This window comes from Streptomyces nymphaeiformis (assembly GCF_014203895.1).
Classification (GTDB): Bacteria; Actinomycetota; Actinomycetes; order Streptomycetales; family Streptomycetaceae; genus Streptomyces; species Streptomyces nymphaeiformis.
Map to the genome: position 1 here is coordinate 511795 of NZ_JACHJY010000009.1, position 18240 is coordinate 530034.

Consider the following 18240-nt stretch of genomic DNA (forward strand, 5'->3'; position numbering starts at 1 on the left):
GACCCCAGTATCCCGCTCCCAAGAGTGCAGCCCGCTCCGCAGGCCTTGTCACCGCGCTTTTCCGCCCTACGGTCGGAGCATGGCCGAAAATCCCCTCTCCTCCCCGCCCTCGACTCCCCTGGCGCGCGCCGAGCGTTTCATCTGGCTGACGGCCCGCGTCCTCGAACAGCGCCGGTTCGCCTACCACTTCCTGCGCGGTGGCCCGGACCAGGTCGAGACGGCCCTCATGGCGTACCTCAACGAGGACGGCGGCTACGGACACGCGCTCGAACCGGATCTGCGCGGCCCGGTGAGCCAGCCGCTGCACACCGCGCACGGGCTGCGCGTCCTGGACTCCATCGGCCGCTGCGGCGGGCTGCGCGTGGAGCGGATCTGCCGGTACCTCACGGAGGTGTCGACGCACGACGGGGCCCTCCCCGCGATCCACCCGTCCCAGCACGGCTACCCCTCGGCGCCCTTCCTCCGGGTCGTGGACTCCCCGCCGAGCGCGCTGCTGTCGACCGGGCCGGTGGTCGGAGTGCTGCACCGCAACCAGGTGTGGCACGCGTGGCTGTTCCGGGCCACCGAGTTCTGCTGGGCGGCCGTGGAGTCGCTCGACAAGCCCCGGCCGTACGAGATCGAGGCGGCCGTCGCCTTCCTCGACGGGGCCCCCGACCGCCCGCGCGCGGAGGCGGCGGCCGACCGGCTCGGACGGCTCGTCCGTGAGCAGCGGCTGGCCGTCCTGGACCCCGGCCGACCGGAGGAGGACCGGATCGCGGACGGGTACGCGCCCGGCGAGCTCCCGTACCCGCACGACTACGCGCGCGTGCCGGACTCGCTGGCCGCGCGCTGGTTCACGGACGCGGAGATGGCCCGCTCGCTCGACCGGCTCGGAGCCGACCAGCAGGAGGACGGCGGCTGGCCGGTCCGCCGGGACTCCTGGGCGCCCGGCTCGGTTCTGGAGGCGCGCCCGATCGCCACCATCGAGGCACTGCGCACCCTCCGGGCCCACGGCCGCGCGATCGGCTGACGGGCCAGGAGGGCCTGTACGGGGCTGCCACGGGGCCGGTGTGGTGCGCCCGGCCCCGCAGGGGCGGTCACCAGCCCAGGGCCCGCACTCCCGCCGTGACGACGACTGCGGCGCCCACGACGACCAGGAACGGGGCGCGCAGGACGAGCGCGACGGCGGCCGCGGCGAGCCCGGCGGCCCGGGCGTCCAGGACGAGTTCGCCGCCCGCGCTGAAGGTCTGCTGGGCCGTGAGCGCGGCGAGCAGCGCGACGGGGAGCAGGGCGGCGAGCCGCTGGACGAGCGGGCGCTCCAGGGCTCCGGCGGGCACGAGCAGGCCGGCCAGCTTCACGAGGTAGCACCCGGCGGCGGTGAGGGCGATCGCGATCCAGACGTTCATCGGGAGTCCTTCTCTCGTCCGGTGGAGGCCCTGCGCCGGCCCTGCGCCCAGAGCACGGCGGGCGCGGCGAGGGCGGCGGCGAGCACCGGGACGCCGGCGGGCAGGACGGGCAGCAGCCCGAGGCCGAGCAGGACGGCGATCCCGGCGGTGGCACGCTCGGTGGCGGACTTCAGCATGGGGGCGAGCAGGGCCAGGAAGACGGCGGGTCCGGCGGCGTCGAGCCCCCAGGCCGCCGTGTCGCCGATCGCCTCGGCACCGAGCGCCCCGAGGAGCGTGGTCACGTTCCACAGGACGTACAGGGTGATGCCGGTGACGGTGAAGCCGATCCGGGCGGCCCGGCGGGACGGCTGGGCGAGCGAGACGGCCGTGGTCTCGTCGATCACCCAGTGCGCGGCGAAGGGCCTGACGGCCTTCGGCAGGGCGAGGAGCTGGGAGAGCCGCAGTCCGTAGAAGGCGTTGCGGGTGCCCAGGAAGAAGGCGCCTGCGGCGGCCGTGAAGGGGTTGCCGCCCGCCGCGAGGGCGCCGACCAGGGCGAACTGCGACGCGCCGGTGAAGACGAGCAGGCTGAGGACGCAGGTCTGGAGGACGCTGAGGCCGGAGCCCGCCGAGGTCACGCCGAAGGCGAACCCGGAGAGCCCGACGGCGATGCCGACCCCGAGCGCGTCGCGGACGACGGCCGCGTCGGGCTTGCCCGGGGAGCCGTCGCGCATGACGGGAGGAGCTGTCTGTTCTGCCACGTCAAGGACGGTACGGGGCGGGTGGGGCCGGGGTCTTGTACGTTCTTGCGGCACCCGCCCTCACCTCATCGGCCCCCGCCGCCCCTACGCGCGCGTGCCTCCCCGCGGGGTCCCCCGTCCCGACCCCCGCGCGCGTTGGTACGCCCCGGGCGGCACCCCCACGCTGCGGGTGAAGTGGCGGCTGAGGTGCGACTGGTCGGTGAAGCCGACGGCGACGGCCGCCTCCGCCGGGGGTGTCCCCGCGTCGAGGAGCTGCCGGGCCCGGCGTACGCGCGCGTCGGTGAGCCAGGTGTGCGGCGGCATCCCGTACGCCTCGCGGAAGGCGCGGAGCAGGGCGAACGGGCTGGTGCCGAGGTCGGAGGCGAGCCGCTCCAGGGTCGGCGGCCCGACCATCCCGGCCTGCAGGACCTCCCGCGCGCGTGCCGCGTTCCGGGCGCCCGCCGAGCGGGGCGGGAGCGGGGTGACGAGCCCGCCGTGGCTGCGCAGGAGCCGGGCGGTGACCAGGCGCAGCAGGCTGTCGGCGGCGAGCGCGTTGCCCTCCTCCGCGGCCCGGTGGACGCCGACGACGAGCTGCGCGGCGTACGGGTCGTCGACGACGGGCGTGGTGAAGCCGGCCTCGCCGCGCAGCGCGAGGGTGTCGGCGGCGATCGACCGGACGATCTCCGCGTCGGGGTAGATCGTCCGGTAGGTCCAGCCCTCGGGCACGCCCGCGTGCCCGGTGTGCGGGGTGTCCGGGTTGACGAGGGCGATCTGTCCGGGCCCGGCGTGGACGAGCTCGTCGCGGGAGTGGAAGGCCTCGACGCCCTCGGTGATCGCGGCGAAGACGAAGGTCTCGTGGGTGTGCCGGGCGAAGGCCTTGTGGATGTAGTGGGCGTGCAGCAGGTCGACCCCGGGCAGCTCGGCGTACTGCCAGTACCGTGCCCGCTCCCCGCTCGCGCCGCCCCGCTCCGTACCCCTGGCCATCCCCCCATTCTGCGCCCCGCCTGCGCCCCGCGACGATCGGGATCCGCCCAGGTCCGGACGGTTGTCAGTGGTCGGGTGCACGATGGGGGGCATGGTCAGGTCCGCGCTCGACGAGTTCTCCCCCGCGACCCGTGGTTGGTTCACCGGGGCCTTCGCCGCGCCCACGGCGGCGCAGGAGGGCGCCTGGAAGGCCATCGGCGCGGGTTCCGACGTGCTGGTCGTCGCGCCGACGGGCTCGGGCAAGACGCTGGCAGCGTTCCTGGCCTCCCTGGACCGGCTCGCGTCCGCCCCGCCGCCCGCCGAGGCGAGGAAGCGCTGCCGTGTGCTGTACGTGTCGCCGCTGAAGGCCCTCGCCGTCGACGTCGAGCGGAACCTGCGCTCGCCGCTGACCGGCATCCGCCAGGAGTCGGTGCGCCTCGGCCTGCCCGAGCCGGACGTCCGGGTGGGGATCCGGTCCGGAGACACCCCCGCGGCCGAGCGCCGGGCGCTCGCGACCCGGCCGCCGGACATCCTGATCACCACGCCAGAGTCCCTGTTCCTGATGCTGACGTCCGCCACGCGCGAGGCCCTGACGGGCGTGGAGACGGTCATCCTGGACGAGGTCCACGCGGTCGCGGGCACGAAGCGCGGCGCGCACCTGGCGCTCTCCCTGGAGCGGCTCGACGAGCTGCTGCCCCGTCCGGCGCGCCGGATCGGTCTGTCGGCCACGGTCCGGCCGGTCGACGAGGTGGCGCGCTATCTCTCCCCAGGGCGCGCGGTGGAGATCGTGCAGCCGCCGTCGGGCAAGGAGTTCGACCTGTCCGTCGTCGTCCCCGTCGAGGACATGGGCGAGTTGGGCGGCTCCCCGGCGTCCGAGGGGAAGGACGGCGGGGACAAGCCGTCGATCTGGCCGCACGTCGAGGAGCGGATCGCCGATCTCGTCCAGTCCCATCGCTCCACGATCGTCTTCGCCAACTCCCGCCGGCTCGCGGAGCGCCTGTGCAACCGGCTCAACGAGATCGCGTACGAGCGGGCGACCGGCGAGCCGCTGCCCGAGGGGGCTCCCCCGGCGCAGGTCATGGCGCAGTCGGGGGCGGCGCAGGGCGCCCCCCCGCTGCTCGCGCGGGCCCACCACGGCTCGGTGTCGAAGGAGCAGCGGGCCCAGGTGGAGGAGGACCTGAAGGCGGGCCGGCTGCCCGCCGTGGTGGCGACCTCCAGCCTGGAGCTGGGCATCGACATGGGCGCGGTCGACCTGGTGGTGCAGGTCGAGTCGCCGCCCTCGGTCGCCTCCGGGCTCCAGCGGGTGGGCCGGGCCGGGCACCAGGTCGGCGCCGTGTCGACGGGCGTGGTCTTCCCCAAGTACCGGGGCGACCTGGTGCAGGCGGCCGTGGTCACCGAGCGGATGCGTTCCGGCGCGATCGAGTCCATGCGGATCCCCGCCAATCCCCTGGACGTCCTCGCGCAGCAGCTGGTCGCGATGGTCGCGCTCGACACCTGGCAGGTGGACGACCTCCTCGCGGTGGTGCGCCGCGCGGCCCCGTTCTCGTCGCTGCCGGAGTCGGCGTTCACCGGGGTGCTGGACATGCTGGCCGGCCGCTACCCCTCGGACGCCTTCGCCGAGCTGCGCCCACGCGTGGTGTGGGACCGGGTGGCCGGGACGGTCACGGGACGGCCGGGTGCGCAGCGGCTCGCGGTCACCTCGGGCGGCACGATCCCCGACCGCGGCCTGTTCGGCGTCTTCCTGGCGGGCTCGGACCCGAAGAAGGGCGGGGGCCGGGTCGGCGAGCTCGACGAGGAGATGGTGTACGAGTCGCGGGTCGGCGACGTCTTCACGCTCGGCACGACCTCCTGGCGGATCGAGGACATCACCCGCGACCGGGTGCTCGTCTCCCCCGCGCCCGGCGTGCCGGGCCGGCTGCCGTTCTGGAAGGGCGACCAGCTGGGCCGTCCGCTCGAACTGGGGCGGGCGGTGGGCGCGTTCCTCCGCGAGGTCGGCGCCCTCGGGGACGAGGACGCGCGCCTGCGGCTGCTCGCCGCGGGCCTGGACGGCTGGGCCGCGGAGAACGTCCTGGCGTACCTGAAGGAGCAGCGCGAGGCCTGCGGGCACGTGCCGGACGACCGGACGATCCTGGTCGAGCGCTTCCGCGACGAGCTCGGGGACTGGCGGGTCGTCATCCACTCGCCGTTCGGGGCGCAGGTGCACGCCCCGTGGGCGCTGGCGCTCGGCGCGCGGCTCGCCGAGCGGTACGGCATGGACGCGCAGGTGATGCACGCGGACGACGGCATCGTGCTGCGCCTGCCGGACGCCGACCTGATGGGCCTGGACATGGGCCTGGACCTCCTGGACCACGAGCCGGTCGACCCGGGCCGGCACCTGGACACGACGTACGACCCGGACAAGGCACCCGTCGGCGCGGCCGACGCCCTCTTCGACCGGGGTGAGATCGGGCAGGTCGTCACCGACCAGGTGGGCGGCTCCGCGCTGTTCGCCTCCCGCTTCCGCGAGTGCGCCGCCCGCGCCCTGCTGCTGCCCAAGCGCAACCCCGGCAAGCGCACCCCGCTCTGGCAGCAGCGGCAGCGCGCGGCCCAGCTCCTCCAGGTGGCGAGCGAGTTCGGCTCGTTCCCGATCGTCCTGGAGGCCGTCCGCGAGTGCCTCCAGGACGTCTTCGACCTCCCGGGCCTCGAAGAGCTGATGGGGGACATCGAGTCCCGCCGCGTCCGCCTCGTCGAGGTCACCACCCCGGAGCCCTCCCCCTTCGCCCGCTCGCTCCTCTTCGGGTACGTGGCGCAGTTCCTGTACGAGGGCGACTCTCCGCTCGCCGAGCGGCGGGCGGCCGCGCTCTCCCTGGACTCCCGGCTGCTCGCGGAGCTCCTCGGCCAGGCGGAGCTGCGGGAGCTGCTCGACCCCGAGGTCCTGGCGGAGCTGGAGCGGGAGCTCCAGTGGCTGACGGAGGACCGCCGCATCAAGGACGTGGAGGGCGTCGCCGACCTGCTGCGGGTCCTGGGCCCGCTGACGGACGAGGAGCTGGCCGAGCGGGGCGCCGAGGCCGGGTGGGCGCCCGAGCTCGAGGCGGCCCGCCGCGCGATCAGGGTGCGGATCGGCGGCCGGGACCACTGGGCCGCGATCGAGGACGCGGGCCGGCTCCGGGACGCCCTGGGCACGGCCCTGCCGGTCGGCGTGCCCGAGGCGTTCACCGAGCCGGTCAAGGACCCGCTGGGCGACCTGCTCGCGCGCCACGCGCGCACGCACGGCCCGTTCACCTCCTCGCAGGCCGCCGACCGCTTCGGCCTCGGCGCGGCCGTCACCGACGGCGCGCTCCAGCGTCTCGCCGCCTCGGGCAGGGTCGTCCAGGGCGAGTTCCACCCCTCCGGCATCGGCCAGGAGTGGTGCGACGCGACGGTCCTGCGGCGGCTGCGGCGCCGCTCCCTGGCGGCCCTGCGGCACGAGCTGGAGCCGGTGCCGCCGGCGGCCCTCGCCACGTTCCTGCCGCAGTGGCAGCACCTGGGGAGCAACAGCCTGCGCGGCATCGACGGCCTCGCGCGCGCGATCGAGCAGCTCCAGGGCGCGCCGGTGCCGGCCTCGGCCCTGGAGAAGCTGATCCTGCCGTCCCGGGTCCGGGACTACTCCCCGGCGCTGCTCGACGAACTGACGACGACCGGCGAGGTCGTGTGGGCGGGCGCGGGCTCGCTCCCGGGCAAGGACGGCTGGGTCTCCCTCTACCTCGCGGACGCGGCCCCCCTGCTCCTCCCGCCCGCACACCCCCTGGAGCTGTCGGCCCTCCACGAGTCGGTGCTCACCGCCCTCTCCGGCGGATACGGCCTGTTCTTCCGGCAGATCGCCGACCAGATCCGGGCCACCACCCACCCGGACGCCACCGATCCGCAGCTCGCCGACGCCCTCTGGGACCTGGCGTGGTCGGGCCGACTCACCAACGACACCCTGGCCCCGCTGCGCGCGCTCCTCGGTTCGGGCCGCACGGCGGGCTCCACGGCGCACCGCGCGCGGCGCACGATCCCGCGCGGCCGGTACGGCACGCTGACCGCCGCGGCCCGCCCGGCGTCCCGCACGGGCCCACCGACGGTCTCGGGCCGCTGGTCGACGCTGCCGCCGGTCGAACCGGAGCCGACGCACCGGGCGCACGCCCTGGCCCGCACGCTCCTGGACCGGCACGGCGTGGTCACCCGGGGCGCGGTGGCCGCCGAGGGCGTGGAGGGCGGTTTCTCGGCCACGTACCGGATCCTGGCCGCCTTCGAGGACAGCGGGCAGGCCCGGCGCGGCTACGTCGTGGAGGGGCTCGGCGCGGCCCAGTTCGCGATGGACGGGGCGGTGGACCGGCTGCGGGCGGCCGCGACGGCCCGCGACCGCGGCGCGGAGGCGGCGGCGGGCCCCCGGGCCCTGGTCCTGGCGGCGGCCGACCCGGCGAACGCCTACGGCGCGGCCCTCCCCTGGCCCGAGCCGCCGACGGGCGCCGGGCACAAGCCGGGCCGCAAGGCGGGCTCGATGGTGGTCCTGGTCGACGGCGAGCTGGCGCTCTACATGGAGCGCGGCGGCAAGACGCTCCTCTCCTGGTCGACGGACCCGGAGGACCCGTCCCTGCGGGCGGCGGCGGAGGCGCTGGCGGAGGCGGCGAGGGCGGGCACGCTGGGCACGGTGACGGTGGAACGCATCAACGGTGCGACGTCCCTGACGTCCCCCCTGTCCCGCCCCCTGGAATCGGCCGGCTTCCTCGCCACCCCCAGAGGCCTCCGCCTCCGCCCCTGATCCCGCGGGCCCCACAATGGACCCGTGCCCGAAGGAGACACCGTCTGGCAGGCGGCCCGGCGCCTGCACACCGCGCTCGCCGGTCAGGTTCTGACCCGCGCGGACCTCCGCGTGCCCCGGTTCGCGACCGCCGATCTCACCGGGCGGACGGTCCTCGACGTCACCCCGCGCGGCAAGCACCTGCTCGCGCGGATCGAGGGCGGGCTCACCCTCCACTCGCATCTGCGGATGGACGGCGCCTGGCGGGTGTACGCCACCGGGGAGCGCCCGCGCGGCGGCCCGGAGCACCAGATCCGGGCGATCCTCGGGAACGCCGCGTTCACGGCGTACGGCTACCGCCTGCCCGTCCTGGAGCTGATCCGTACCGCCGAGGAGTCCCGTGCCGTCGGCCACCTGGGCCCGGACCTGCTCGGCCCGGACTGGGATCCGGAGGAGGCCGTGCGGCGGCTCGTCGAAGACCGGGCGCGCCCGCTCGGCGAGGCCCTCCTCGACCAGCGCAACCTCGCCGGCATCGGCAACGTGTACAAGTCGGAGCTGGCCTTCCTCGCCGCCGTCACCCCCTGGCTCCCGGTCGGTGAGCTCGCCCCGGACGTCCCGGCCCGCCTGGTCGCCACGGCCCATCGCCTGCTCGACGCGAACAAGGACCGTCCGGACCGGCGCACCACGACCACGCGCCGCCCGGGCACCCCGCTCCACGTCTACGGCCGCGAGGGCCGGCCCTGCCTCCGCTGCGGCACCCCGATCCGCAAGGCGGAGCTCGGCGACCGCGTCACGTACTGGTGCCCCGGCTGCCAGCGGGGCCCCGACGGAAGCTCCGACGAAGCCGCCACGAACAATTGACGGTCCGTCAGATCAAGTCGTACGGTCCGGACATGACGTCGACGACGACCACTCTCCCGGCATACGACCTGACCGGCCGCACCGCGTTCGTCACGGGCGCCGCGAGCGGCATCGGCCGCGCCACCGCGATCCTCCTCGCGCGGGCCGGCGCCGCCGTCCACTGCGCCGACCGCGACGAGAAGGGCCTCCAGGAGACCGCGGCGCTGATCGCCCGGCAGGGCGGCACCGCGCACACCCACCCCCTGGACGTCACCGACCGGCCCGCCCTCGCGGCAGCCGTCCGCGCCGCCGGCCCCCTCCACGTCATGGCCGCCATCGCCGGGATCATGCACACGAGCAGCGTCCTGGACACCCGGGACGAGGACCTCGACCGCGTCCTCGCCGTCAACTTCAAGGGCGTGCTGTACGCGTGCCAGGAGGCGGCCCGTTCGATGATCGCCTCCGGCGTCCCCGGCTCGATCGTGACGATGGCCTCGGGTGCGATGGACACCGCGAGCCCGGGCCTGCTCTGCTACAGCGTCACGAAGGCGGCCGTCGTCCAGTTGACGAAGACCCTGGCGACGGAGGCGGGCCCGCACGGCATCCGGGTCAACGCGGTCGCCCCGGGCTGGATCCGCACCCCGATGACGGACCGCCACGAGCCGGCCGCCCAACTGCAGGCCGAGGCCGCGATGGTCCGTCACTCTCCGCTGGGGCGGGTCGGCGAGGCCGAGGACATCGCGCACGCGGTCCTGCATCTCGCCTCCGACGCCTCCGCGTTCACGACCGGCCAGATCCTCCGCCCCAACGGCGGTGTCGCGATGCCCTGGTGACGCCCCGGGCCACCGACCGTCGCGCCCAGGTGACCGAAGAGGCCGCCGCTCCACAGGGCGTCCGCCGCCCCGACGACGCCGCCACGTGCACCGGCAGCAGGCTCAGCCCCCAGCCGCCCGCGGCCACCGCCCCCTCGACCGGCCCGGTCTCGCCCGGGACGAGCAGCAGGCGCAGCACCGCCCACCACCAGAGCCCCCCGGCCGCGAGGCCGCACGCCAACAGCGCGAGCGTCACCAGCGGAACCCGTCGCCGTACCATGGCCGCCTCCTGCGGTCGACGCTAGACCGGCAGGATCACCCTGCGGGAGGGCGCACCGGTGGCAGCACCGGCGCACACGGCCCAGTCGGACGTCCCTCCCACCATGGCACGCCACCCCGGAACCCGGCATCTCAGAGAAGAGCAGAGGAGCCGGCCGAAGCCCCCGGAAACGAGGAAAGCCCCGGTCAGCGCCCCGCGAACAGGGCACCGACCGGGGCTTCGCCCCACTTCGGTTCAGGCAGCGACGACGTCCACCGCTTCGGCGGGGGCCTTGATGGTCACCCGCCCGGTGGGCACACCGGCCACCGACGTCACCGACACCGAATTGAGCATCGGGCGTACCGGCGTCGGCACCGGTTCGCTCGCCGCTGCCGACTCGGCCAGTTCGGCCAGCGACAGCTCGTCGCTCACTTCGCGCATGAGCTCGGACATCCGTACGTCCAGCGCGTCGCAGATCGCGGAGAGCAGCTCGGAGGAAGCCTCCTTCTGCCCCCGCTCCACCTCGGAGAGATAGCCGAGCGAGACTCGGGCCGACGAGGAGACTTCGCGCAGAGTACGGCCCTGGCGCTGGCGCTGCCGACGCAGCACGTCACCCAGCAGGCGACGGAGCAGGATCATCGGTGGCTCCCTCCTCGGACCGCGTAGCCGCATCCTTCACGCCCCACCGTACCGCCTCGCGCTGCGGCCGTGCGGGGAGCGATGTCGTGTTCACTCAGGGCTGCAAACATCAATCCCCCCCGTTGTGTTCCGTATCCTGTGCCCGCGCATTTCCCGAGAGTTCCTCATGGAGCAGTTCCAGCACGCTCCGTACGCTCTCTCTACGGATTTCCCCCCGGTCGCCGTTCAACCTCAACGACACCACTTTCCCGGCGCGGGCGCTCGTCGCGGCCGGTCCCGCGACCGCCACGTAGACGGTGCCGACGGGCTGCCCGTCCTGTTCCGAGGGGCCCGCGACCCCGGTCGTCGAGATGCCCCAGTCGGCGCCGAGCCGGTCCCGTACACCCGCCGCCATCTGCAGCGCGACCTCGGGATCGACCGCTCCGCGCTCCGCGAGCAGGGCCGCGTCGACGCCCAGGAGCTCCTGCTTGAGGGCCGTCGCGTAGGCGGTGACCGACCCGAGGAAGGACACCGAGGAACCGGGTGTTCCGGTGATCTCGGCGGCCACCAGACCGCCCGTGAGGGACTCCGCGGCGGCCAGCGTCTGATCACGCTCCGCGAGCAGCGCCAGCACCCGGGCGGCCTCGGTCATCGGGTCGCCGTCTCCGACCGCGCGGCCCGCTCCGCCGCGAGCCCCTTGCGCCGCAGGACGATCGCCTGGCGTACGTAGTCCAGACCGGTGACGACCGTCAGCACGACGGCCACCGCCATCACCCAGAAGCGGAGGGTGGCCAGCCCCCCGGTGAGCATCAGGACGTACATGCCCACGGCGGTGCCCTGGGCGAGCGTCTTCATCTTGCCGCCGCGGCTGGCGGGGATGACCCCGTGCCGGATGACCCAGAACCGCATCAGGGTGATGCCGAGCTCGCGGGCCAGGATGACCCCCGTCACCCACCAGGGCAGGTCCCCGAGCAGGGACAGCGAGACGAGTCCGGCGGCCATGATCGCCTTGTCGGCGATCGGGTCGGCGATCTTCCCGAAGTCGGTGACCAGGTTGTACGACCGGGCGAGGTGCCCGTCGAAGACGTCCGTGATCATGGCCACCGCGAACGCCGCCCAGGCCCAGGCCCGCCACGCCGGATCGTGCCCGCCGTCCTGGAACAGCAGGATCACGAAGCCCGGCACGAGCACGAGCCGGATCATGGTGAGGATGTTGGCGATGTTCCACAGGCTGGCCTGGTTGACGGCCGCCGCGCCCAGCTTGCCGCGGGGCGCCGGCCTTCCGGTCCCGCCCGTCGCGGATGCCGGGACTCCGGTCATCTGCCCGCCTCCTCGAAAAGACACTCGGCCACCAGGTCGACGCCCTCCGTGCCGACGACCTTCGCACTGACCATACGGCCCACGGTCAGGTCGGGGCTCGTACCGTCGGACGTGGTGAGGACCACTTGTCCGTCGGTCTCGGGCGCCTGGTGGGCGGCGCGGCCGATCCAGCCGTCCTCCTCGTCGAAGGACTCGACGAGTACTTCCAGGGTCTCTCCGAGGCGCTCCTCCGCGCGCTGCGCGGTGAGCTCCTCGGCGAGCCGGGAGAGGTGGGCGAGCCGCTCGTCGACGACCTCCTGGTCGAGCTTGTGCTCGTACGTGGCGGCCTCGGTGCCGTCCTCGTCGGAGTAGCCGAAGACGCCGATGGCGTCGAGGCGCGCGTGGGTGATGAAGCGTTCCAGCTCGGCGAAGTCCGCCTCGGTCTCGCCGGGGAAGCCGACGATGAAGTTGGACCGGGCACCGGCCGTGGGCGCCTTGGATCGGATGGTCTCCAGGAGCTCCAGGAAGCGGTCGGTGTCGCCGAAGCGGCGCATGGCCCGCAGCACGTCCGGGGCGCTGTGCTGGAAGGACAGGTCGAAGTAGGGCACGACCTTCTCGGTCGACGTGAGGACGTCGATCAGGCCGGGGCGCATCTCGGCGGGCTGCAGGTAGCTGACCCGGACGCGCTCGATGCCGTCCACGGAGGCCAGCTCGGGCAGCAGGCCCTCCAGGAGCCGGATGTCGCCGAGGTCCTTGCCGTACGAGGTGTTGTTCTCGGAGACCAGCATGATCTCCTTCACGCCCTGCTCGGCGAGCCAGCGCGTCTCGTTCAGCACGTCCGAGGGACGGCGGGAGACGAAGGAGCCGCGGAAGGAGGGGATGGCGCAGAAGGAGCAGCGGCGGTCGCAGCCGGAGGCCAGCTTCACGGAGGCGACGGGGCTGGTGTCCAGACGGCGGCGCAGGGGGGCGCGGGGGCCGGAGGCCGGCGCGATCCCCTCGGGGAGGTCGGCGGGGGCCTCGGCGGTGTCGCCGTGTCCCGGCAGGGCCACGGCCGCGGCGGCCTCCTGGCGCTCCACGGGCGACAGCGGCAGCAGCTTGCGCCGGTCACGCGGGGTGTGGGCCTCGACACTGCCACCGCTGAGGATGGTCTGGAGGCGGTTGGAGATGTCGGCGTAGTCGTCGAAGCCGAGGACGCCGTCGGCCTCCGGGAGGGCCTCGGCGAGCTCCTTGCCGTAGCGCTCGGCCATGCAGCCGACGGCGACGACGGCCTGGGTCTTGCCGTGGTCCTTCAGATCATTGGCTTCGAGGAGGGCGTCGACGGAGTCCTTCTTGGCGGCCTCGACGAATCCACAGGTGTTGACGACGGCTACGTCCGCGTCCTCGGCGTTCTCGACGAGCTCCCAGCCGTCCGCTGCCAAGCGGCCTGCGAGCTCCTCCGAGTCCACCTCGTTACGGGCGCAGCCAAGAGTGACAAGGGCGACGGTACGGCGTTCGGGCATGGACTCAAGACTACTTCGTCCCGGCCGTTCCCCCGTCGCGCAGGGTTCACCTGCGCGACAGAGGTCACATCACGGGCCGGGCGGCGGGCCTCAGCCGGCCTCGGGGTCGCCCTTGGTGTAGCTGAGCCGCTCGACCTGGCCGGATTCGAACTTGTCGGCGAGCTTCTTGCCGTTCACGTAGAGCTCGATCGCGCCGGCGTTGCCGAGGACCAGGTCCACGCGCTCGTCGTCCTGGAAGGTCTTGGACTCGCCCTTGAGGAGGAGCCCGTCGAAGAGCAGCTTGCCGTCGTGGGCCTTGGCCGAGATCCAGCTCTTGTCGTCGATCGCGGAGAGCTTGACCGTGACCTTGTCCTGCGGGACCGCGGCGATCGCGCTCTCGGTGGGCTTGGGCGCGGCGGGCTTGGCCGGCTTCGGCTTGGCCGCGGACGTCGCCTTCTCCGGGGCGGGTGCCGGGCCGCCGTCGGCCACGGTGGTCCCGTTCGGGGCGTCGTTCCCGTTGAACATCGTGAAGCCGACGAAACCGACGACGGCGACGATGGCCGCGACCATCGCGGCGGTCCAGTTGGGCCGGCGCGGCTCGGGGCGGATGCGTTCCGCCTCGAAGAGCGGGGCGGCCGGGGTGGGCGCGGGACGGCCACCGTGCTCGGCGTCGTACTGCTCGATCAGCGCAGCCGGATCGAGGCCGACGGCGCGCGCGAGGGTACGGATGTGGCCGCGGGCGTAGACGTCGCCGCCGCAGCGCGAGAAGTCGTCCTCCTCGATCGCGTGCACGATCGGAATCCGGACACGGGTGGAGGCACTGACCTCTTCGACGGTGAGACCGGCGGCGATTCGGGCCTGCTGGAGAGCGCGACCGATCGAGTCCCGGTCGTCTGCCGGGAAGGTCCGGTCGTCTTCGGGGGAGTTGCCGATGGACACGAGAGCGCCTTTCGAGCGTGTAGCCACCTGCTGGACGTTCAGTCTATGGGTGGTACGAAAGGGTGGGGCAACCGGGCGGGTGCTGTTTGTAGGCCATGAGGCTGGGACATCCTTCTGTCCCTTCCTCAACTTGACGTACGGCCAGGGGAAACGGTTGCCCACCGTTCCCTTACGAGTGAGTCTCGGCCCGGTCTCGAACCGGGAACCCGGCCCGTCCCGGTCGGGCACCCGACCCGGTCCTGACCGCGTACCCGGACTGCCCGTCGCTACTCCCCCGACTCCCCCCGGATCACGGCCAGGACCCCGTCCAGCTCGTCCGGCTTCACGAGCACGTCCCGCGCCTTCGACCCCTCGCTCGGTCCGACGATGTTCCGCGACTCCATCAGGTCCATCAGCCGGCCGGCCTTCGCGAAGCCCACGCGGAGCTTGCGCTGGAGCATCGAGGTGGAGCCGAACTGGGTGGAGACGACCAGTTCGGCGGCCTGGCACAGCAGGTCGAGGTCGTCGCCGATGTCCTCGTCGATCTCCTTCTTCTGCTTGCTGCCGACGGTGACGTCGTCCCGGAAGACGGGCGTCATCTGGTCCTTGCAGTGCTGCACGACGGCCGCGACCTCGGCCTCGGTGACGAACGCGCCCTGCATGCGGATGGGCTTGTTCGCGCCCATCGGCAGGAAGAGCCCGTCGCCCTTGCCGATGAGCTTCTCGGCGCCGGGCTGGTCGAGGATGACGCGGCTGTCGGCGAGCGAGGAGGTGGCGAAGGCGAGCCGCGAGGGCACGTTCGCCTTGATCAGGCCGGTCACGACGTCCACGGACGGCCGCTGGGTGGCGAGCACGAGGTGGATGCCGGCGGCGCGGGCCAACTGGGTGATGCGGACGATCGAGTCCTCGACGTCGCGCGGGGCGACCATCATCAGGTCGGCGAGCTCGTCGACGATCACCAGGAGGTACGGGTACGGGTTGAGCTCCCGCTCGCTGCCCTCGGGCAGTTTGATCTTGCCGTCCCGGATGGCCTGGTTGAAGTCGTCGATGTGCCGGTAGCCGAAGGCGGCCAGGTCGTCGTAGCGCAGGTCCATCTCGCGCACCACCCACTGGAGGGCCTCGGCGGCCTTCTTGGGGTTGGTGATGATCGGGGTGATCAGGTGCGGGATGCCCTCGTAGGCGGTGAGCTCGACCCGCTTGGGGTCGACGAGCACCATCCGGACGTCCTCGGGGGTCGCTCTTATCATCACCGAGGTGATGAGGCAGTTGATGCACGAGGACTTTCCCGAGCCGGTGGCACCGGCGACCAGGATGTGCGGCATCTTCGCGAGGTTGGCCATCACGTAGCCGCCCTCGACGTCCTTGCCGAGCGCGACCAGCATCGGGTGGTCGTCGTCGCCGTCCGCGAGCCGCAGCACGTCGCCGAGGTTGACCATCTCGCGGTCGCTGTTCGGGATCTCGATGCCGACCGCGGACTTGCCGGGGATCGGCGAGATGATCCGTACGTCGGGCGAGGCCACGGCGTAGGCGATGTTCTTGGCCAGTGCCGTGATCTTCTCGACCTTCACGGCGGGGCCGAGCTCGACCTCGTACCGCGTGACCGTCGGGCCGCGGGTGAAGCCCGTGACGTCGGCGTCCACCTTGAACTCGGTGAAGACGTTCGTCAGCGCCGCCGCGACGGCGTCGTTGACCGCGCTGCGGGTCTTGCCGGGTCCGCCCCGCTCCAGGTGGTCGAGCGAGGGCAGGGAGTACGTGATGTCGCCCGCGAGCTGGAGCTGCTCGGCCCGGGGCGGCAGGTCGGTCGGCTCGGGAGCCGGCTTCGTCAGATCGGGTACGGCCCCGCCGGGGCGGCCTCCCCCGCGGGCCGGCGGCACGGGCGCGGCCTTCTCGACGGCCTCGGAAGCCGAGGCGGCGGCTTCGGAGGCGGCCAGGGCCGCGTTCCGCTCGGCGGTGACGTCCTTGGTCAGGTCGGCGACGATCGGCGAGGGCGGCATGCCGTTCAGCACGGCGCCGTCGAGCGCGGCGGCGGCCGCCGCGGCGACGTCCACCGGGTCCAGGCCGGAGTCGAGGTCGACCCGCCCGGAGCCGCGCCGGGACGAGCGGCCGCGCCGCTCCGGCGTCTCCGCCTCGGCCCGGTCCACGTCGTACGGCTCCGAGGGCCCGGCCGAGCGGCGCCGGACCGGCCGCGCGGGTCGCGGTCCCGCGTCCCGCCACTCCTCGTCGTACCGCTCGTGGCCCGGGTGCCCCCCGTACTCCTCGGCCTCCGCCGGGTCGTCCGGGAGCTCGACGATGCCCAGCTTCGCGCCGAGCAGCCGCAGCCGCTGCGGGATCGCGTTGACCGGGGTGGCGGTGACCACGAGCAGCCCGAAGACGGTGAGCAGCACCAGCATCGGGACGGCGAGGACCTCGCCCATCATGAAGACGAGGGGCTGGGACGCGGCCCAGCCGATGAGTCCGCCGGCGTCCTGCATGGCCGCGCTGCCGTCGCCGCGACCCGGGGAACCGCAGGCGATGTGCACCTGGCCGAGGATGCCGACGACGAGCGCGGAGAGGCCGATGCTGATCCGGCCGTTGGCCTCGGGCTTCTCCGGGTAGAGGATGAGCCGGATGCCGATCCCGCCGAGCAGCAGCGGGACGAGCAGGTCGAGCCGGCCGAAGGATCCGGTCACGAGCATCTCGACGAGGTCGCCGACCGGGCCGCGCAGATTGGACCAGGTGCCGGCGGCGACGATCAGCGCGAGGCCGAGGAGGAGCAGCGCGAGCCCGTCCTTGCGGTGGGCGGGGTCGAGACCCTTGGCGCCGCGCCCTATCCCCCGGAACATCGCCCCGATGCCGTGGGCGAGGCCGAGCCAGGCGCCGCGCGCGAGCCGGTAGACGCCCCCGGTCGGGGACGGCGCGGGGCGGGGCGGGGCCTTCTTCGCGGCGGTCTTCCGCGCGGGCGCGCGCTTGGCGGGTGCGGCCTTCTTGGCCGGCGCCTTCTTCGCGGGCGGCTTGGCAGGGGCTTTCGCGGGCGCCGCTTTCTTCGCGGCGCCCGTCGTCCGGCCGGCGCGCGGTTTTGCGGTGCCCGCCGTGCCCTGGGAACCCTTGCCGGACGTACGTGAAGCCATGGTGCCGAGGTTACCGGTGTGGACAGGGGTGTGGGGAGCGCCTGTCCGCCTCACCCGTTCGTGTCGTTCCCGCCGTGGCGCGATGCTGACGCCGCATCACGGCGATTCCCACCACGGCGGACGCACGGTGACGGTGCGTCAGCTCTGGGCGGGCAGGGTCGGCGCGGCACCCGTACCCGGTTCGAGGGCGTCGAGCGCCCTGCGCAGCCCGGTGAGCTTGCGCTCCAGGTGCGCGGCGGTGGCGACGGCCGCCGCGTCGGCGGAGTCGTCGTCGAGCTGCTTCGACAGGGCCTCGGCCTGCTCCTCGACGGCCGCGAGCCGGGCGGAGAGCTCGGCGAGCAGTCCGGCGGACTCCTTGCCGTGACCGCCCTCGCCGCCGCCCTCCAACTGCAGCCGCAGCAGGGCGGCCTGCTCGCGCAGCTTGCAGTTCTTCATGTAGAGCTCGACGAAGACGGAGACCTTGGCGCGCAGCACCCACGGGTCGAAGGGCTTGGAGATGTAGTCGACCGCCCCGGCCGCGTACCCCCGGAAGGTGTGGTGGGGGCCGTGGTTGATGGCGGTGAGGAAGATGATCGGGATGTCCCGGGTCCGCTCGCGCCGCTTGATGTGGGCTGCGGTCTCGAAACCGTCCATGCCCGGCATCTGGACGTCGAGCAGGATGACCGCGAAGTCGTCCGTCAACAGCGCCTTGAGCGCTTCCTCCCCGGACGATGCCCGCACCAGCGTCTGATCGAGCGCGGAGAGAATGGCCTCCAGCGCCAGCAGATTCTCCGGCCGGTCATCGACCAGGAGGATCTTGGCCTTCTGCACCATGCCCCGTCCTCCTCGTCCCGGCAACGGCTCTCCCCGGTCCCCCGAACCGGGGGAAGCACCGGGCGCCGCCCCAGAAGACGACTCCCTAGCGCCGTCCGTCCTTGTGCCGGTCATCGTAGCCGCACCCCGCCCGTCGCCACACCCTGTCACCGCGATGTCACTGTGCACAGACGAGAAACGCGGTGGGAGACCAGAAGGTTCCCCGTATACCGCCCTCTCACACGCCCACGGCGACAGTCCGTCGGCGTGCGGGGGCGGAGCACGGAGCTCCGCCCCGACGGGGCCCCGGAA

At 73.6% G+C, this 18240-nt stretch carries 15 protein-coding genes; 4 read left to right on the plus strand and 11 right to left on the minus strand.

The window, feature by feature from the left end; translation table 11 throughout:
- The first annotated feature begins 79 nt into the window (after positions 1-79).
- On the plus strand, positions 80-1009 hold the full coding sequence (locus GGE06_RS30940; RefSeq protein ID WP_184932373.1) for a hypothetical protein: 930 nt from the start codon (positions 80-82) through the stop codon (positions 1007-1009).
- Positions 1010-1076: 67 nt separating this feature from the next.
- Here GGE06_RS30940 and GGE06_RS30945 read toward each other — a convergent pair whose 3' ends face one another.
- From GGE06_RS30945 to GGE06_RS30955, 3 genes are all read right to left on the minus strand, one after another.
- Positions 1077-1385: an AzlD domain-containing protein gene (locus tag GGE06_RS30945; RefSeq protein ID WP_116158515.1), complete on the minus strand. Its 309-nt coding sequence runs from the start codon at positions 1383-1385 to the stop codon at positions 1077-1079.
- Positions 1382-2122, minus strand: coding sequence for an AzlC family ABC transporter permease (locus tag GGE06_RS30950; RefSeq protein ID WP_376773605.1), 741 nt, complete (start codon positions 2120-2122; stop codon positions 1382-1384). Before GGE06_RS30950 ends, GGE06_RS30945 begins: the two co-directional genes overlap by 4 nt.
- An 84-nt stretch (positions 2123-2206) precedes the next feature.
- Positions 2207-3085, minus strand: coding sequence for an AraC family transcriptional regulator (locus GGE06_RS30955; protein WP_116158517.1), 879 nt, complete (start codon positions 3083-3085; stop codon positions 2207-2209).
- 91 nt (positions 3086-3176) lie between these two features.
- On the opposite strand from GGE06_RS30955, the gene GGE06_RS30960 reads away from it, so the two are divergent.
- The 3 genes from GGE06_RS30960 to GGE06_RS30970 are packed head-to-tail and all read left to right on the plus strand — an operon-like array spanning position 3177 to position 9478.
- A complete protein-coding gene (locus GGE06_RS30960; protein WP_184932374.1) occupies positions 3177-7826 on the plus strand; it encodes an Lhr family ATP-dependent helicase in 4650 nt (1549 codons plus the stop codon).
- A gap of 24 nt (positions 7827-7850) precedes the next feature.
- Positions 7851-8666: a DNA-formamidopyrimidine glycosylase family protein gene (locus GGE06_RS30965; RefSeq protein WP_184932375.1), complete on the plus strand. Its 816-nt coding sequence runs from the start codon at positions 7851-7853 to the stop codon at positions 8664-8666.
- A gap of 32 nt (positions 8667-8698) precedes the next feature.
- Positions 8699-9478, plus strand: a complete 780-nt coding sequence (locus tag GGE06_RS30970; RefSeq protein ID WP_116158520.1) for an SDR family NAD(P)-dependent oxidoreductase — start codon at positions 8699-8701, stop codon at positions 9476-9478.
- Here the strand turns inward: GGE06_RS30970 and GGE06_RS42925 are convergent.
- The 8 genes from GGE06_RS42925 to GGE06_RS31005 all read right to left on the minus strand — a co-directional run bounded on the left by GGE06_RS42925 (position 9426) and on the right by GGE06_RS31005 (position 17949).
- The gene (locus GGE06_RS42925) at positions 9426-9737 is read right to left on the minus strand and encodes a hypothetical protein (RefSeq protein ID WP_116158521.1); all 312 of its coding nucleotides are present in this window, start codon (positions 9735-9737) and stop codon (positions 9426-9428) included. The genes GGE06_RS30970 and GGE06_RS42925 overlap by 53 nt on opposite strands.
- Positions 9738-9971: 234 nt before the next feature.
- Positions 9972-10355, minus strand: a complete 384-nt coding sequence (locus tag GGE06_RS30975; protein WP_024758922.1) for a helix-turn-helix domain-containing protein — start codon at positions 10353-10355, stop codon at positions 9972-9974.
- A 109-nt stretch (positions 10356-10464) separates the two neighbouring features.
- Positions 10465-10986, minus strand: coding sequence for a CinA family protein (locus GGE06_RS30980; protein ID WP_116158522.1), 522 nt, complete (start codon positions 10984-10986; stop codon positions 10465-10467).
- Entirely contained in the window at positions 10983-11654 is a 672-nt protein-coding gene (pgsA, locus tag GGE06_RS30985; protein WP_116158523.1) for a CDP-diacylglycerol--glycerol-3-phosphate 3-phosphatidyltransferase, read from the minus strand. Before pgsA ends, GGE06_RS30980 begins: the two co-directional genes overlap by 4 nt.
- A complete protein-coding gene (rimO, locus tag GGE06_RS30990; protein ID WP_116158524.1) occupies positions 11651-13132 on the minus strand; it encodes a 30S ribosomal protein S12 methylthiotransferase RimO in 1482 nt (493 codons plus the stop codon). The genes pgsA and rimO overlap by 4 nt, the downstream gene beginning before the upstream one ends.
- Before the next feature lie 90 nt (positions 13133-13222).
- Complete coding sequence (locus GGE06_RS30995) at positions 13223-14050, minus strand: helix-turn-helix domain-containing protein (protein WP_116158525.1); 828 nt, start codon at positions 14048-14050, stop codon at positions 13223-13225.
- Positions 14051-14316: 266 nt separating this feature from the next.
- The gene (locus tag GGE06_RS31000) at positions 14317-17136 is read right to left on the minus strand and encodes a DNA translocase FtsK (protein WP_184932376.1); all 2820 of its coding nucleotides are present in this window, start codon (positions 17134-17136) and stop codon (positions 14317-14319) included.
- 138 nt (positions 17137-17274) lie between these two features.
- Positions 17275-17949 carry a response regulator gene (locus tag GGE06_RS31005; protein WP_093873786.1) on the minus strand — a complete coding sequence of 225 codons (675 nt, stop codon included), beginning with the start codon at positions 17947-17949 and terminating at the stop codon, positions 17275-17277.
- Positions 17950-18240 lie beyond the last annotated feature (291 nt).

Coding starts and splice junctions, on each gene's coding strand:
- GGE06_RS31005 (WP_093873786.1), bottom strand. CDS start 17,949: ATGGTGCAGAAGGCCAAGATCCTCCTGGTCGATGACCGGCCGGAGAAT.
- GGE06_RS30955 (WP_116158517.1), bottom strand. CDS start 3,085: ATGGCCAGGGGTACGGAGCGGGGCGGCGCGAGCGGGGAGCGGGCACGG.
- GGE06_RS30960 (WP_184932374.1), top strand. CDS start 3,177: ATGGTCAGGTCCGCGCTCGACGAGTTCTCCCCCGCGACCCGTGGTTGG.
- GGE06_RS30940 (WP_184932373.1), top strand. CDS start 80: ATGGCCGAAAATCCCCTCTCCTCCCCGCCCTCGACTCCCCTGGCGCGC.
- GGE06_RS30970 (WP_116158520.1), top strand. CDS start 8,699: ATGACGTCGACGACGACCACTCTCCCGGCATACGACCTGACCGGCCGC.
- GGE06_RS31000 (WP_184932376.1), bottom strand. CDS start 17,136: ATGGCTTCACGTACGTCCGGCAAGGGTTCCCAGGGCACGGCGGGCACC.
- pgsA (WP_116158523.1), bottom strand. CDS start 11,654: ATGACCGGAGTCCCGGCATCCGCGACGGGCGGGACCGGAAGGCCGGCG.
- GGE06_RS30945 (WP_116158515.1), bottom strand. CDS start 1,385: ATGAACGTCTGGATCGCGATCGCCCTCACCGCCGCCGGGTGCTACCTC.
- rimO (WP_116158524.1), bottom strand. CDS start 13,132: ATGCCCGAACGCCGTACCGTCGCCCTTGTCACTCTTGGCTGCGCCCGT.
- GGE06_RS42925 (WP_116158521.1), bottom strand. CDS start 9,737: ATGGTACGGCGACGGGTTCCGCTGGTGACGCTCGCGCTGTTGGCGTGC.
- GGE06_RS30975 (WP_024758922.1), bottom strand. CDS start 10,355: ATGATCCTGCTCCGTCGCCTGCTGGGTGACGTGCTGCGTCGGCAGCGC.
- GGE06_RS30980 (WP_116158522.1), bottom strand. CDS start 10,986: ATGACCGAGGCCGCCCGGGTGCTGGCGCTGCTCGCGGAGCGTGATCAG.